This is a genomic window from Caballeronia sp. HLA56 (assembly GCF_054655155.1).
In genome coordinates this window covers 1,817,275-1,832,496 of record NZ_BAAHOB010000005.1, presented here as the reverse complement: position 1 = coordinate 1,832,496, position 15,222 = coordinate 1,817,275, and the positions used below count along the sequence as shown (strand labels likewise).

The window sequence follows — 15,222 nt, the reverse complement described above, 5'->3', positions numbered from 1 at the left end:
GTCAGCCTCCGTGACGCGGATCGAAGACATCGCGCAAACCGTCGCCGAGCAAATTGAACGCCAGGCTCACGGCGAGAATGGCGAGGCCGGGAATAGTTGCGACCCACCATGCATCGAGCAGCACATTGCGGCCAGAGGCAACCATGTAACCCCATTCGGGACTCGGCGGCTGCGCGCCCAGTCCCAGAAATCCGAGCCCCGCGACGGCGAGGATGATGCCCGCCATGTCGAGCGTTGCGCGCACGATCACCGACGACGAACACAGCGGCACGATATAGCGCAACAGAATGCGCGCGGGCGACGCGCCCTGCAGACGCGCCGCGTGGATGAAGTCGGCCTGCGCGAGCCGCAGCGATTCGGCACGCGCGAGCCGCGCATACGGCGGCCACGCCGTGATCGAAATGGCGATGACCGCGTTGAGCACGCCCGGCCCGAGCGCCGCCGCAAACGCGAGCGCGAGCACGATCTTTGGAAACGCGAGCGCGACATCGGTAATGCGCATGAGCACGGTATCGACGAAACCGCCGCAATAACCCGCCACCGTGCCCATGAGCAAACCCACGGGTACGACGAGCACCACGACCAGCATGGCGATACTCAACGTGAGCCGCGAGCCGTGCACGAGCCTCGACAGGATGTCGCGGCCGAGCTGATCGGTGCCGAACCAGTGCGCGGCGTTGGGCGGCGTAAGGCGTTCGGCGAGCACTTGCTGCAACGGGTCGCGCGTGACGACGAGCGGCCCGAAGATCGCCACCACGACGAGCAGCACGAGTATCGCGAGACCGAACATGCTGAGCGGATTCGCCGAGAACGCGCGCCAGCGCCGATAAGCGCGCCCGAGCGCCGCCTGACGCGGCGACGCAGGCGTGTCGGTGAGCAACCACGCGCGCCAGTGCGCCCGCGCGGGATTCATCGGCGTGCGCTCGACGGGCGAATGCATCGACAAGCGTCCTCCATGTCAGCGTGCGCGCGGATCGAACACGCGGTAAAGCGCGTCGGTCAGCAAGTTAAGCGCAATGAACGTCGCGCCGATCACGAGCGTGCTGCCGAGCACCGCGTTCATGTCCGCGTTCAAAAGCGCGCCCGTCAGATACGAGCCGATGCCCGGCCACGCGAACACGATTTCTGTCAGCACCGAGCCTTCGAGCAGATAGCTGTACGCCAACGCGATCACCGTCAGCAACGGCACCGCGATATTGCCGAACGCGTGCCGCCAGATCACGCGCCGCTCGGACAAGCCCTTCGCGCGCGCGGTCGTCACGTATTCCTGGCTCAGTTGTTCGAGCATGAACGAGCGCGTCATGCGGCTCAGATAAGCGATGGAATAAAACGCCAGCACGCCCGCCGGCAACGCGATATGCGAGAACGCGTTCCTAAAAACGTCCCACTCGCCCGCGAGGAGCGAATCGATCAGCAGACTGCCGGTGCGCGTATCGACCATGCCGTCGTACATCGGGTCGATACGGCCCGGACCCGAAACCCAATGAAGGCGCGCATAGAACAGCAACAGACCCATCAGCGCGAGCCAGAATACGGGCACGGAACTGCCCGCGAGCCCGATGAAGCGCGCGATGTGGTCGACCATGCGGTTGTGCTTCACGGCCGCAATCACGCCGAGCGGCACGCCGATGCAAACGCCGATGAAAGTCGAGAGCGTCGCCAGTTCGAGCGTCGCGGGAAACACGCGTTTGATGTCGTCGATGACGGGATTCGCCGTCAAGAGCGACACGCCCAGATTGCCGTGCAGGACATCGCGCGCGTAGATCATGAACTGCTCGATGAGCGGCTTGTCGAGCCCGAGCTGCAAACGCGCCGCCGCATACGCCGCCGCCGATGCGCGGTCGCCGAGAATGGCAAGCACGGGATCGATGGGAATCTTGCGGCCGATGAAGAACGTGATCGCAAGCAGCCCGGTGAATGTTACCGCGAGCATGATGATCCAGCGCACGAGTGCAAGCACGAAGCGCACGCCCCTTCGCCGGCCGCTCGCGGCGCGCATTCGGTCGAAAAACGTGGGCGTGACGGACATTCGCAGGCTGCTTCGCTGGTTATTGCTTTTTGATGTCTTTGTAAGAGACGAGATCGTTGATCGGCCCAACTTCCAGCCCGCTCACGCCCGGCCGCGCCGCCACCTGCGACACCTTCTGGAACATGATGACGAAGGGCGACTTCGCGAGCACTTCGCGCTGCATGGTCTCGTAGCTCTGCGCGCGCTTTTTCGTATCGCTTTCGGCGAGCGCGGCGTTCGTTTCCTTCGTCAGTTGCGCAATGTCCCAGGCGTTGCGCCACGCAAGCATTTTGTAGCTCGACGCATCCGAGTTGTCCGGATTCCACACGAAGCCCTGCGCGTTGCTATGCGGATCGATATAGTCCGCCGACCATTCGCCGATATAGATGTCATGCGCGCGCGCCCGGTAGCGCCCGAGCGTCTGCTTGTTGTCGCTCGGCATGAGTTGAACCTTGATGTTGGCAAGCGCGAGGTTCGCCTGCACCGCCTGCGCAATCTCGCTGTATGGATAGTCGTTGCGCACGTCCATCTTCACGGTGAAGCCATTCGCAAGACCGGCCTTGGCCAGCAACGCCTTGGCCTTCGCGACATCCTGGTGATACGGATTGTCATTGAGCGCGCCCAGGAATCCCTCGGGCAGGAAGGTTTCGTGCACCTTGTACGTCGTGCGGATGACGTTCTTCTGAATGCCCTGATAGTCGATCAGCCACTTCATCGCCTCCCAGACTTCGGGCTTCGCCAGATTCGGATTCTTGTTGTTGAGGCCGAGATACATGAGCGTTGCCTGCGGCACGGCGTTCACCTTGATCTTGCCGGCCTTGGCAAGCGTGTCGAGGTCGTCGGGGCTCAGATCGCGTGCCACGTCGATGTCGCCGTTCTCGATCATCAGACGCTGGCTCGCCGCTTCGGTCACATGGCGCAGCACGATGCGCTTCATGGCAAGCGGCGCGCGATACCCGTCGAAACGTTGCAATACGATGCTGTCGTTGGCCGTCCACTTCACGAGCTTGTACGCGCCCGAACCGGCCTCGTTCGTCTTGAGCCATTCGTTGCCGTAGTCGCTGCCCTTCTGATGCGATTCGAGCAGCTTGCGATCCACCACCGACGCCGGCCACGAGCCGAGCACGTTCAACACGAAAGTCGGCGCGTAGCGTTGATCGGTGGTTATGGCGACGGTCGTATCGTCGATCTTCTTCACGTTCTGCAGCGCGTTGGCCTTCGTGAGCCCGATGCCCGCAAGCACGGCGGCCGCGCCCTTGTCCAGCAACGCGGTGCGCTGGATGGACCAGGCGACGTCGTCGGCGGAAAGCGGATTTCCCGAATGGAACTTGAGGCCGGGGCGAATCTTGAACGTGAACGTCAGACCGTCCTGACTGACCGACCACGACTGCGCGACGTCGCCGTTGAACTTCGACGGGTCTTTCAGATCGACGCGCACCAGCCGGTCGTACGTGTTCGCGACGTATTCCTCAGGCACGAGTTCGTAGATTTCGCCGGGATCGAGCGAGGTGAACTCGTCGAGCAGCGTTGCCATGACGAACATGTCCTTCGGCGTGGCGGCCTGTGCGAGTGTCAGTTTTCCCGCGCCCGCCAAAACCAGAGCCGTTGCCAGTGCCGCCGCGACTGCCTTGCGCAAGACCATGTGCTTTTCCGTTCGAAGTGAGGTTGGGTTCACATCAGCCGCAACGGGCCGCTTTCTTCGTTGTCGATGAGAGCAAGTTCGCGCGAGCCCGGCAATTCGTAATGCCACCACTCGCTGGGAATATGCGCGAAGCCCGCGCCGTGCATCACGCCGAGCAGCAGCGTGCGGTTGTGCTGTACGTGCCTCGGCAAACCCGCGTGAAAGTGCGCGGACTCGGGGACCATTGCGTCGAAGCCAGTGCCCATGTCGAGCTCGCTGCCGTTTTCATCGACGAGCGTGAGGTCTACTGCCGTGCCGCGGCTGTGATTCGAGCCGCGCTTGAGATCGGCGATGAAGGTCGGGTCGGGCAGAAAGTCCCAGAGTACCTGCTGCGCTTGCGGCGGCCGATAGGCGTCGAAAATCTTGAGCGTCATGCCGAAGCTTTGCGCGATGGCGACCGCGCGGCGCAAGGCCGCCTCGGCGGGTTCGAGCAGCAGACAATGCTGCGCTTTGTAAATGGGTTTGCCGGTGAGATTGCGATCGGTCGCGTAGACGAGATCGATCTCCACCTGATGCGTCCGTGGCGTGATGTGCAGCAAGGAGAATCGAGTCATGTTTCTGGATGCGGGAGCTGCGGTCCGTTTCATTCCGATAGACGAACCTTAACCCGATAGAAAAATCCGCGAAACTGTTTGTTTGGGTGGTTTTGTTTCGGCCGACGGGTTGGGTCAGGCGAGCAAGCGCCACCGGGCGAGCATCTCACCCCAACGCCTTCTCCAACGCCCTTTCCACGTCCGCCCTCAGATCGCTCTCGCACTCCAGCCCGATATAAAGCCGCACCAGCACGCCCTCATGCGGCCACTTCGACGCCGTGCGCATCGACCGGATGTCGTAGGGCATCGCGAGGCTGTGCGCCCCGCCCCAGCTCCAGCCGATGGAAAAAAGCTCGAGCGCCTCGACGAACGCATCGACTTGCGCCGCGCCATGGCGCGCGTCGAACACGAACGAAAACAAACCGCCCGCGCCGCCCGAAAAGTCGCGCTTAAAGAACTCGTGGCCAGGACAATCGTCCAGCGCCGGATGCAGCACCGCCGCGACTTCCGGGCGCGTCTTCAGCCATTTCGCCAAAGCAAGCGCGGAACGGTCATGGGCCTCGTAGCGCAGTTGCATCGTCGGCAAGCTGCGCAACACGAGCGATGCGTCGTCGGACGACACACCCACGCCCACCCGCATGCGCGCGCGCTTGAGCTTCTTATGCAGCTCGAAATCGCGAACGATGGTCGCGCCCATCAGAATGTCGCTGCCGCCCGACTGATACTTCGTCAGCGCCTGCACCGAGATATCGACGCCATGTTCGAACGGCTTGAACGCGAGCCCCGCCGAATACGTGTTGTCGATCGCCGTCACGATGCCGCGCGCGCGCGCCACGGCAACCATGGCCGGCACGTCCTGAACTTCCATCGTCACCGAGCCGGGCGCTTCGAGCCAGATGAGCTTCGTGTTGTCACGGATGTCATCGGCAATGCCCGCGCCCTTCATCGGATCGTAGTAGGTCACCTCCACGCCGAAGTCGCTCGCGAGCCAGTCTGCGTGATCGCGATTCGGTCCATACACGTTGTCCGGCACGAGCACGTGATCGCCCGACTTCACCAACGCAAAGTACACGTTCGAAATGGCCGCGAGCCCGGACGGTTGCAACAGTGCGTGCTCGCCGCCTTCGATCGTCGCAAGCCGCTGCGCAAGCGCGACCGTCGTAGGCGTGCCGTGCAGCCCGTAGCGCCATTTCGAATCGTCGCTCCAGACGAGTTCGCGCATGGTGGCGAGGTCCGGAAACACCACGGTCGAGGCGCGCGTAACCGGCACTGAAAAGGACTCGAAGCCCGGCGTGATGCGGTCATCTGGCTGGACGATACGGGTTTGCAGGTCGCGTTCGGAGTTGCTTGAATCGGTCATGTCGAAGCAGAGTTGAGTGGTTGATGCGCGGGAGTGTCGCTAACGTTCGGCCGAGGAATAGAAGTGGGAAGGTTCGCGATGGGCGTCGTGTCGAGCACTGACGCCCGCTTCGAAACGACCATCACTCACCGATGATCACGTTACTCGTCCCGCCCACCGCATTACGCGGCGGCGCAGGTTCGAGCGAAGGCGCGGGCGGCGCACTGCGCGTGAGCGGCGCACCCTGCACAGCGGGCAGCGTCGCTCCCGCCACCGCTGGACGCAGATCGAATGGCCTGGAATTGGAATCGTCCGGGTCCATGCGCTCGCCCGACACGCTGCCATCCGCCGCGAACTTTCCCACCCAGTTGCCAGTGATATGCGTGCCGTCGTTCGATTCCTCGATCTCCAGCGTATCGCCATCGCGATCGCCAGCAACGAGGATCACCGACGAGCTGCCCGCGAACCGATATTCGCCATGCACGCCCGAGGGATCGTCGGTCTTCGCGCCGAGCCTCATTTCGATTTGCCGGTCGCCGAGCGTGCCGACATAACGCGGAAAGCGCGCGTATTCCGGGTTCGGCGTGAGCGGCTTTTGCGGTGGCAAGGCAAGCGTTTCGATAGCCTGCTGCGCGCCATGCGACTCGCCCTTCACGCTGACAGGCGCATTCGCCGCGGCCGTCGACGCATCCGGCGGCATTGGAGAATTACAGCCGGCAAACGCGAATGCGGCGCCTGCGATCGTCGCCCAGTGCAAGCGCTTCATTGTTTCGATCATCCTTCGTTCCTTGACCCAAGCTCCGAGCGTCAGATGCGCTCGAAAATCGCCGCGATACCCTGACCGCCGCCGATGCACATCGTCACGAGCGCATACCGCCCGCCAATGCGCTGCAACTCGTACAGCGCCTTCACGGTGATGAGCGCGCCCGTCGCGCCGATCGGATGCCCAAGCGAAATGCCCGAACCGTTCGGATTGACCTTCGCCGGATCGAGCTTCAGTTCCTGCGTGACCGCGCAGGCTTGCGCGGCGAAGGCTTCGTTCGCTTCGATCACGTCGAGATCGGCGACGCTCAGTCCCGCGCGCTCCAGCGCCTTTTGCGTGGCGGGGACGGGGCCAATGCCCATGATTTTCGGATCGACGCCCGCATGCGCGTAAGCGACGAGGCGCGCGAGCGGCTTCACGCCGCGCTTCTCGGCGACGCCGCGCTCCATCAGCACGACGGCCGCGGCCGCGTCGTTGATACCCGATGCATTGCCCGCCGTGACCGTGCCGTTTTCCTTCGCGAACACAGGACGCAGCTTCGAAAAATCTTCGGCCGTCGCGTTCATGCGCACGTGCTCGTCGCGATCGAAAACGGTGTCGCCCTTCTTCGATGCCAGCGTGATCGGCAGAATCTGTTCCTTGAAGTAACCGGCTTCGATAGCCCGCGCCGCGCGCCGGTGCGATTCGAGCGCGAGCGCGTCCTGCGCCTCGCGCGTGATGCCGTACTTGTTCGCGACGTTCTCGGCCGTCACGCCCATGTGGATCTTGTCGAACGGGTCGTTCAACGCGCCGAGCATCATGTCGACGACGCGTGCATCGCCCATGCGCTGGCCGAAGCGCGCGGCGGGCATGACGTAAGGCGCGCGGCTCATGCTTTCCGCGCCACCGCCGATGGCGATCTCGGCGTCGCCCAGCAAGATGGATTGCGACGCGGACACGATGGCCTGCAAGCCCGAGCCGCACAGACGGTTTACCGTGAGCGCGGGCGCGTGTTGCGTCACGCCGCCGTCCAGCGCGGCCACGCGCGCGAGATACATGTCACGCGGCTCGGTCTGGATCACGTTGCCGAACACGACATGGCCGACCTCGTCGCCCTGCACGTTTGCACGCGACAACACTTCGCGCACCACGCGCGCGCCGAGATCGGTCGGCGTGAAATCCTTGAGCGCGCCGCCGAAGTCGCCGATTGCCGTGCGTACACCGCTTACCACCACTACTTCTCGCGTCATGTTCTTGTCTCCTGAGTTTGCGTGGGTCTTTTACTCCGCGAGCGCGGACTCCACTGTCTTTCTGGTCGGAATCGGGGCTACCGCGCCGAAGCCTTGCGTCGATAACGCCGCCGCCACGTTGGCATAACCCGCCGCCGTAAAAGGGTCGTCACCCGCGACGATACGCGCGATGAACGCGCCGCCGAAGCAATCTCCGGCGCCGGTGGCATCGACCGCGTTCACGACGCGGCCCGGCACCACGCGCCGCTCATTGGGTGTCGCGATATACGCGCCTTCCCGGCCGAGCTTGAGCGCGACGACTTTCGAGCCGAGCGAGAGCAGGAAGTCGACGATGGCGTCCTTGTCTTCATGGCCCGTGATGACGGTCACGTCGTCCCAGCTCGGCAGGCAGATGTCCGTCATGCGCAGCGCTTCGAGCATCACCGCGCGGGCGCGCGCAAGCGGCCACAGCTTCAGGCGCAGGTTCGTGTCGAAACTCACCTTTGCGCCGTGCGAGCGCGCGTGATCCATGGCGGTAAAAGCGGCATCGCACGCGGATACGCCGATTGCGAGACTGATTCCCGACAGATGCACGACCTTCGCCGCCGCGATCGCGTCGAGCGGCAGATGCGCGCTCGCATAACGGCTCGCCGCCGAACCCGCGCGCAAGTAATCGAAGCGATGCCCGCTCTCGCCGTGCGACACGAAATAAACGCCCGTGGGCGCGGTATCGTCGATACGCACCGTCGATGTATCGACATTCTCCGTGCGCCAGAGATCGAGCAGCAGTTGCCCGAACTGGTCGTTGCCGACGGCGGACACGAAGCCCGTCGACGCACCTTGCCGCGACGCCGCGATCAGAAAGTTCGAGACATCGCCGCCGAAGCCTTGCAGATAGTTCGGCTGATTTCGCGTCGACTGGTTGAACTCGATCATCGCCTCGCCGAGCGCGAGCACCGAAGGCATGGAATGCGCCATGACTTATACCTCGCCCCAGAGATCGTGGCCGTCCGCGCCGGTGATCCTGACGGAGACGAAGTCGCCGGCCTTGTAGCGCTTCGACGCCTTCGTCGCCGGCGCGATATACACCACGCCGTCGATTTCCGGCGCATCCGCCGCCGTGCGGCCAACGCCGCCGTCCGTGCTCACTTCATCGACGAGCACGCGCAGCGTCTTGCCGACTTTCTTTTTCATGCGCGCGGCCGACAGTTCCTCGGCCAGTTCCATGAAGCGCGCGCGGCGTTCCTCGCGGACTTCGTCGGGCAGCGCGCCATCGAGTTCGTTGGCCGTTGCGCCTTCGACCGGCGAATACGCGAAGCAGCCGACGCGGTCGAGATCCGCCTCGCGGATAAAGTCGAGCAGCGTTTGAAACTGCTCCTCGGTTTCACCCGGAAAGCCCGCGATAAAGGTGCTGCGGATGGTCAGATCGGGACAAATCTCGCGCCACGTCTTCACGCGTTCGAGCACTTTCTCGGCATTGGCCGGGCGCTTCATGCGCTTCAGGACTTCGGGATGCGCATGCTGAAACGGCACATCGAGATACGGCAGAACGTGGCCGCGCAGCGGGCCTTCGGCCATCATCGGGATGACTTCGTCGACGCTCGGATACGGATACACGTAATGCAGACGCACCCACGCGCCGTATTGCGACGCGAGCTCGCCGAGCGCGCCGACGAGTTCGGTCATGCGCGTCTTGATAGGCTTGCCGTCCCAGAAGCCGGTGCGGTATTTGACATCGACACCGTACGCGCTCGTGTCCTGCGAGATGACGAGCAGTTCCTTCACGCCGGACTTGAACAGATTTTCGGCTTCGAGCATGACTTCGGCGATGGGGCGCGAAACGAGATCGCCGCGCATCGAGGGAATGATGCAGAACGTGCAGCGATGATTGCAGCCTTCGGAAATCTTGAGATACGCGTAATGACGCGGCGTGAGCTTGATGCCCGCGGGCGGCACGAGATCGGTGAACGGATCGTGCGGCTTGGGCAGATACGAGTGCACGGCGTTCATCACTTCGTTGGTCGCGTGCGGACCGGTGACGGCGAGCACTTTCGGATGCACTTCCTCGATGAGCCCCGTGCCGCTCGCGCTCTTTTTCGCGCCCAGGCAGCCCGTCACGATGACCTTGCCGTTCTCGGCGAGCGCTTCGCCGATGGCGTCGAGGCTTTCCTGCACGGCTTCGTCGATGAAGCCGCAGGTGTTGACCACGACGAGGTCGGCGCCGTCATAAGTGCCGGAGATTTCGTAACCTTCGGCGCGCAATTGGGTCATGATCTGCTCGGAATCGACAAGGGCTTTCGGGCAGCCGAGACTGACCATGCCGATGCGCGGCGCGGGCGTGCTAGTGCTTGATTTCAAAGAAGTATTCACGGGGACATCCGGAGAAAGACGCGCGCGGGCGACAGCGCGTGCCTCGGTCGAGGCGAATCTCGTATTTTAACCGGTTGTGGCGTGGAGAATCACTGACGGCCGGCCGCATACATCTTCACAGACGATTTCTCCCACGCGCGTATTAACTGGACGGAGGAGATTCCTGCCTGCGCCGAGAAGGGCGATTTCCTCAAGCGCGCGTTGCGCTGTCCGGTCAATGACGCACGATGGCGCCAGCACGCAGTCAAACGCGGCGGCTTCATGGCATTCAGCGAAGTCTCGACGGATTTCCAAGCGCATCCGCCGCTCGGCGCGGCGGTGGCTGAGTCGGCCCGTGCGCTCGGGCCATGAGCGCCTATTTCTTTTCGGTCGTCGGCGGCACGACAGGCGTCGGAAACGGAAACGTGTTGAACATCGTTTTCGCCTGGGTCTGCATCTGCTCCTGCATCTGCACGAACATGTTCTTCGACTGCTCGATGTAGCTCGTCATCATGCCCTGCATCATCGGCGCCTGCATGTTCATGAATTGCGACCAGACTTCCGGATTGAGCGCGTTGCCGTCGTAGATGCCCTTGCTCTGTTCGGACAGCTTCTGCTGGATGTCGATGAACGCCTGGATATTCTTCTCCAGATACGTGCCCATCATGCCCTGCATGGCATGGCCGTAGAAGCGGATGATCTGCGAGAGCATCACCGATGAAAACATCGGCAAGCCGCCGCTCTCTTCCTCGAGAATGATCTGCAGGAGAATGCTGCGCGTGAGGTCGTCGCTCGACTTCGCGTCCAGCACTTTGAATTCTTCCTGATCGAGCACGAGCTGCTTCACATCCGACAACGTGATGTAGGTGCTCGTTTCCGTGTCGTAGAGCCGCCGGTTAGGATATTTTTTGATGAGTCGTTCGGCGGATTTCTTTGTAGTAGTGGTGGTCATTTAACGCCTTTAAACGCAGGACTTTACTGCGGTGCCAGCCGCCACGGCTTGCATTGTCGCAATAAAGCGTTGCCGCCAGTTCGCCGCGTCGTTGATCTATCCGGCAAGCAGCAGCGTCCCTCTTCACGCCTTCACGCCTTCGCGCCTTCCGTGAGGGACGCCGCCACCCGTCAGCCCATGTGCAAGCCGCCGTTCAGCGAGAAATCCGCGCCGGTGGAGAATCCCGATTCATCGGAAGCGAGCCATGCGACGATGGAGCCGATTTCATCCGGCGTGCCGAGCCGGCGCACGGGAATGGTCGCCACGATCTTCTCCAGCACTTCGGGGCGAATGGACTTCACCATCTCCGTGCCGATATAACCCGGCGACACCGTGTTGACCGTCACGCCCTTGGTCGCCACTTCTTGCGCCAGCGCCATCGTGAAGCCGTGAATACCGGCCTTCGCGGTGGAGTAGTTCGTCTGGCCGAACTGCCCTTTTTGACCGTTCACCGACGAAATATTGATGATGCGCCCGAAGCCGCGCTCGACCATGCCGTCGATCACCTGCTTCGTCACGTTGAAAAGACTCGTCAGGTTGGTGTCGATGACCGCGGTCCAGTCTTCATGCGTCATCTTCCGGAACACGACATCGCGCGTGATGCCCGCGTTGTTCACCAGCACGTCGACTTCGCCGACTTCCGCCTTGACCTTGTCGAACGCGTTCTTGGAAGACTCCCAGTCGCCCACATTGCCTTCCGACGCGATGAAATCGAAGCCGAGCGTCTTCTGGTCTTCCAGCCATTTCACCCGGCGCGGCGAGTTCGGGCCGCAGCCCGCGACGACCGTGAAGCCATCTTTATGGAGCCGCTGGCAAATGCTCGTGCCAATTCCGCCCATCCCGCCGGTTACGTACGCTACGCGCTTTGTCATTCCTCACTCCATTTTCGTTATGCGGAACGGCGTTCGAACGACGCCTTCCGCTTGGCCCTTCCATGCCTTCAGGTGTTGCGCTCAGTCACGCTCGAGCGCAAGCGCCACGCCCATGCCGCCGCCGATACACAGCGACGCCAGACCCTTCTTCGCGTCGCGCTTCTGCATTTCGTGCAAGAGCGTCACGAGAATGCGGCAGCCCGATGCACCGATCGGATGGCCAATGGCAATTGCGCCGCCGTTCACGTTGATCTTCGACTGATCCCAGCCCATTTGCTTATGCACGGCAAGCGCCTGCGCGGCGAAGGCTTCGTTGATTTCCATCAGGTCGAGGTCGTTCACCGACCAGCCCGCGCGCTCGAGACAACGCTTCGACGCAGGCACGGGACCCATGCCCATGACCTTGGGATCGACGCCCGCATTCGCATAAGCCTTGATGCGCGCAAGCGGCGTGAGACCGAGCGCCTCGGCCTTCTTCGCCGACATCACGACGACCGCGGCCGCGCCGTCGTTGATGCCCGATGCGTTCGCCGCCGTCACCGTGCCTTCCTTCGAAAACGCGGGCTTGAGCGTGGAAAGCGCTTCGGCCGTGACGCCGTGGCGCACGAATTCATCGGTGGCAAACCGCAGCGGCTCGCCCTTGCGCTGCGGAATGGACACCGGCACGATCTCGTCGTCGAAGCGCCCTTCCTTCTGTGCCTTCTCGGCCTTGTTCTGCGACAGCGCCGCGAACTTGTCCTGGTCTTCTCGCGAGATGCCGTATTCCTTCGCGACGTTCTCGGCGGTCGTACCCATGTGGTAGTTGTTATAAACGTCCCACAGGCCATCGACGATCATGGAGTCGATCAGCTTGGCGTCGCCCATGCGAAAGCCGTCGCGCGAGCCCGGCAGCACGTGCGGCGCCGCGCTCATGTTTTCCTGACCGCCGGCGATGACGATATCCGCATCGCCCGCGATGATCGCGTTGGCCGCGAGCATCACCGCCTTCAAACCCGAGCCGCAGACCTTGTTGATCGTCATGCCCGGAACCATGTCGGGCAACCCTGCCTTGATGAGCGACTGGCGCGCCGGATTCTGTCCCGAACCCGCGGTCAGCACCTGACCCAGAATGACTTCGCTCACCTGATCCGGCTTCAGTCCCGCACGCTCCAGCACCGCGCGAATCACCGTTGCCCCCAGTTCCGGCGCCGCGATCTTCGCGAGCGAACCACCGAACTTGCCGACCCCTGTACGCGCGGCCGATACGATCACTACGTCAGTCATTTCAGTTTCCTTTGGCATCAAATGAATTCGGTTATGCGTGCGACTTCGCGCCGTGTCAGAAGTCGCGTTCCAGCACGTAGCGTCCGGGCGCGGGCTCGATCACCGGATAAGTCTTCGAGCCTTGCGACGTGCCCGCCTTCACTTCCTCGCCCGCGTTTTGCGCGAGCCATGCGGACCACGTCGGCCACCAGCTTCCCGGATGTTCCGTGGCTGCCTCGAACCACGCGTCGGCGGTTTCGGGCAGGCGCTCCTCATGGCTGTCGAGCATCCAGAAACTGCGCTTGTTCTTCGACGGCGGATTGATCACGCCCGCGATGTGCCCCGACGCGCCGAGCACGAACTTTTGCGGGCCCGTCAGAATGGGCGCGGATGCATACGCGGACTTCCACGGCACGATATGGTCTTCGCGCGAACCGTAGATGAAAGTGGGCAACGAGAGCGTCGACAGATCGATCGCCTCGCCGCACACGGTCAGCGCGCCCGGCTCGCGCAGCTTGTTCTCCAGATACGTGTTGCGCAAATACCAGACGCACATCGGACCGGGCAAGTTGGTCGAGTCGCTGTTCCAGAACAGCAGGTCGAAGGCTTGCGGCGTGCGTCCCTTGAGATAGTTGTCGACGACGTAATTCCACACGAGATCGTTCGGCCGCAGATACGAGAACGTATTGGCGAATTCGATCCCGCGCATGAGCCCGGCGGGCGCGCCGTTCTTGCCGCCGATCGACTGCTCGCGCATCTGCACGTGTGCTTCGTCGACGAAGACGTCGAGCACGCCGGTGTCGGAGAAATCGAGCATCGAGGTGAGCAGGGTCATCGACGCGGCCGGCTCTTCGCCGCGCGCCTTCGCTACCGCGAGCGCCGTCGCCAGAATGGTTCCGCCGATGCAAAAGCCGAGCGTGTTGATCTGCTCCTCGCCCGTGATGTCCTTGATGACGCCGATGGTTTCGAGCACGCCCTGTTCGACGTAATCGTCCCATTCCTTCGCGGCGAGCGATTGATCCGCATTGCGCCACGACAGGATAAAGACTTGCTGCCCTTGTTCGAGCGCATAACGCACGAGCGAGCTTTCAGGCTGAAGATCGAGGATATAAAACTTGTTGATGCAAGGTGGCACGATCAGCAAAGGCCGCGCATAAACCTTCGGCGTGAGCGGCTTGTACTGGATCAGTTGCACGAGTTCGTTCTCGTACACGACCGAGCCCTCCGTCGAACCGATGTTCTTGCCAACCGCGAAGCGCGACTCGTCCGACTGCGAAATCTTGCCGCGCTGCAAGTCGTTGAGCAGGTTGAGCATGCCCTGGCGCAAGCTCTCGCCCTTGCTTTCGATGAGCGTCTTCTGCGCTTCGGGATTGAGCGCGAGATAGTTGCTCGGCGAAGCCGCAGCCGCCCATTGCTGCACCGTGAAGCGGATGCGTTCGCGCGTCTTGGGATCGCTCTGCACGGCGTCCGCGAGTTCTTGCAGATAACGCGCGTTCAGCAAATACCACGCGGCCGTGAAGGCATATGCCGGCGTGTTCTGCCACGTGGTGTCGGTGAAGCGGCGGTCCTTGAGCGATGCAGGGTCGATGCTCTGCTCGCCCGCCTGCTTGAGCAAAGCGGCGGCATCGCGCGAATAATTGCTTTGCAGTTGTTGCAGACGCTCGGGCGCGATGGCTGCCGTCGGAATCTTCGGCAATGTAGGCAAGCCCTGCATCGACGCGCCGAAGCCCGGCATGCTGCTCGCGAGCTTGGCGAATTCGGCCAGGCCGTTCATCTTCGCGAAGTCGGGCATTTTCGGCATGACGGTTGGAACCGCGCCGAATGCATTCGGAAATGCACCGGGCAAACCCGCACCGGACAAACCCGGAAACGCGCCCATGCCGGGAAACGAACCAAACGAACCGAACGCTCCGAGCGGCGGCGCGCTCGCGCTATTCGCAGCGGCTCTGTCATTCGTCTGCGCGTTGGTTTGCGCGTTGGTTTGCGCGTTGGTCTGGGGATTGAATTTCGCCCATTGCGCGGGATCGGCGACCGAGCGCCACGCGTTGAGCCATTGATCGAACGCTTGCTGTACGCCTGTCGGATCAGCGGGAACTTCAGCCGTCGAACTGCTGGCAGTACGGGAGCGGGCGGAGGACGCAGAGGAGGAACTAGATTTGGAAGCCATACCCGCTTTTGACCTGTAAGTCTCGCAAGACTGATTGCTGATGCAGGCATCGCCGGGCTTGTCTCAACC

The 15,222-nt window shown here is 62.6% G+C and carries 13 protein-coding genes; all 13 read right to left on the bottom strand.

Annotated elements, in window-relative coordinates; all coding sequences use genetic code 11:
• Position 1: 1 nt before the first annotated feature.
• The 13 genes from nikC to phaC all read right to left on the bottom strand — a co-directional run bounded on the left by nikC (position 2) and on the right by phaC (position 15,153).
• Positions 2–913 carry a nickel transporter permease gene (gene nikC, locus ACYQ47_RS28095; RefSeq protein WP_250509140.1) on the bottom strand — a complete coding sequence of 304 codons (912 nt, stop codon included), beginning with the start codon at positions 911–913 and terminating at the stop codon, positions 2–4.
• A gap of 45 nt (positions 914–958) precedes the next feature.
• Positions 959–2,029 carry an ABC transporter permease gene (locus ACYQ47_RS28090; protein WP_250509082.1) on the bottom strand — a complete coding sequence of 357 codons (1,071 nt, stop codon included), beginning with the start codon at positions 2,027–2,029 and terminating at the stop codon, positions 959–961.
• Positions 2,030–2,048: 19 nt separating this feature from the next.
• Positions 2,049–3,650, bottom strand: coding sequence for an ABC transporter substrate-binding protein (locus ACYQ47_RS28085; RefSeq protein ID WP_459907988.1), 1,602 nt, complete (start codon positions 3,648–3,650; stop codon positions 2,049–2,051).
• Between the two features lie 29 nt (positions 3,651–3,679).
• Entirely contained in the window at positions 3,680–4,243 is a 564-nt protein-coding gene (gene ddpX / locus ACYQ47_RS28080; protein WP_250492314.1) for a D-alanyl-D-alanine dipeptidase, read from the bottom strand.
• Between the two features lie 145 nt (positions 4,244–4,388).
• Positions 4,389–5,582, bottom strand: coding sequence for a cystathionine beta-lyase (locus tag ACYQ47_RS28075; RefSeq protein ID WP_250492313.1), 1,194 nt, complete (start codon positions 5,580–5,582; stop codon positions 4,389–4,391).
• Positions 5,583–5,703: 121 nt separating this feature from the next.
• A complete protein-coding gene (locus ACYQ47_RS28070) occupies positions 5,704–6,339 on the bottom strand; it encodes a hypothetical protein (protein ID WP_459907986.1) in 636 nt (211 codons plus the stop codon).
• 29 nt (positions 6,340–6,368) lie between these two features.
• Positions 6,369–7,553, bottom strand: coding sequence for a beta-ketothiolase BktB (bktB, locus tag ACYQ47_RS28065; RefSeq protein ID WP_250464941.1), 1,185 nt, complete (start codon positions 7,551–7,553; stop codon positions 6,369–6,371).
• 30 nt (positions 7,554–7,583) lie between these two features.
• Complete coding sequence (locus ACYQ47_RS28060; RefSeq protein WP_250525894.1) at positions 7,584–8,510, bottom strand: sugar kinase; 927 nt, start codon at positions 8,508–8,510, stop codon at positions 7,584–7,586.
• Positions 8,511–8,513: 3 nt separating this feature from the next.
• The gene (gene rimO, locus ACYQ47_RS28055) at positions 8,514–9,902 is read right to left on the bottom strand and encodes a 30S ribosomal protein S12 methylthiotransferase RimO (RefSeq protein WP_459907984.1); all 1,389 of its coding nucleotides are present in this window, start codon (positions 9,900–9,902) and stop codon (positions 8,514–8,516) included.
• Positions 9,903–10,257: 355 nt separating this feature from the next.
• Positions 10,258–10,833: a polyhydroxyalkanoate synthesis repressor PhaR gene (phaR, locus tag ACYQ47_RS28050; RefSeq protein ID WP_244825315.1), complete on the bottom strand. Its 576-nt coding sequence runs from the start codon at positions 10,831–10,833 to the stop codon at positions 10,258–10,260.
• A gap of 170 nt (positions 10,834–11,003) precedes the next feature.
• Complete coding sequence (locus ACYQ47_RS28045) at positions 11,004–11,744, bottom strand: 3-ketoacyl-ACP reductase (RefSeq protein ID WP_244825316.1); 741 nt, start codon at positions 11,742–11,744, stop codon at positions 11,004–11,006.
• Between the two features lie 81 nt (positions 11,745–11,825).
• Positions 11,826–13,007, bottom strand: a complete 1,182-nt coding sequence (locus tag ACYQ47_RS28040) for an acetyl-CoA C-acetyltransferase (RefSeq protein ID WP_244825317.1) — start codon at positions 13,005–13,007, stop codon at positions 11,826–11,828.
• A 55-nt stretch (positions 13,008–13,062) separates the two neighbouring features.
• Positions 13,063–15,153 carry a class I poly(R)-hydroxyalkanoic acid synthase gene (phaC, locus tag ACYQ47_RS28035; RefSeq protein WP_459907980.1) on the bottom strand — a complete coding sequence of 697 codons (2,091 nt, stop codon included), beginning with the start codon at positions 15,151–15,153 and terminating at the stop codon, positions 13,063–13,065.
• Positions 15,154–15,222: the final 69 nt, after the last annotated feature.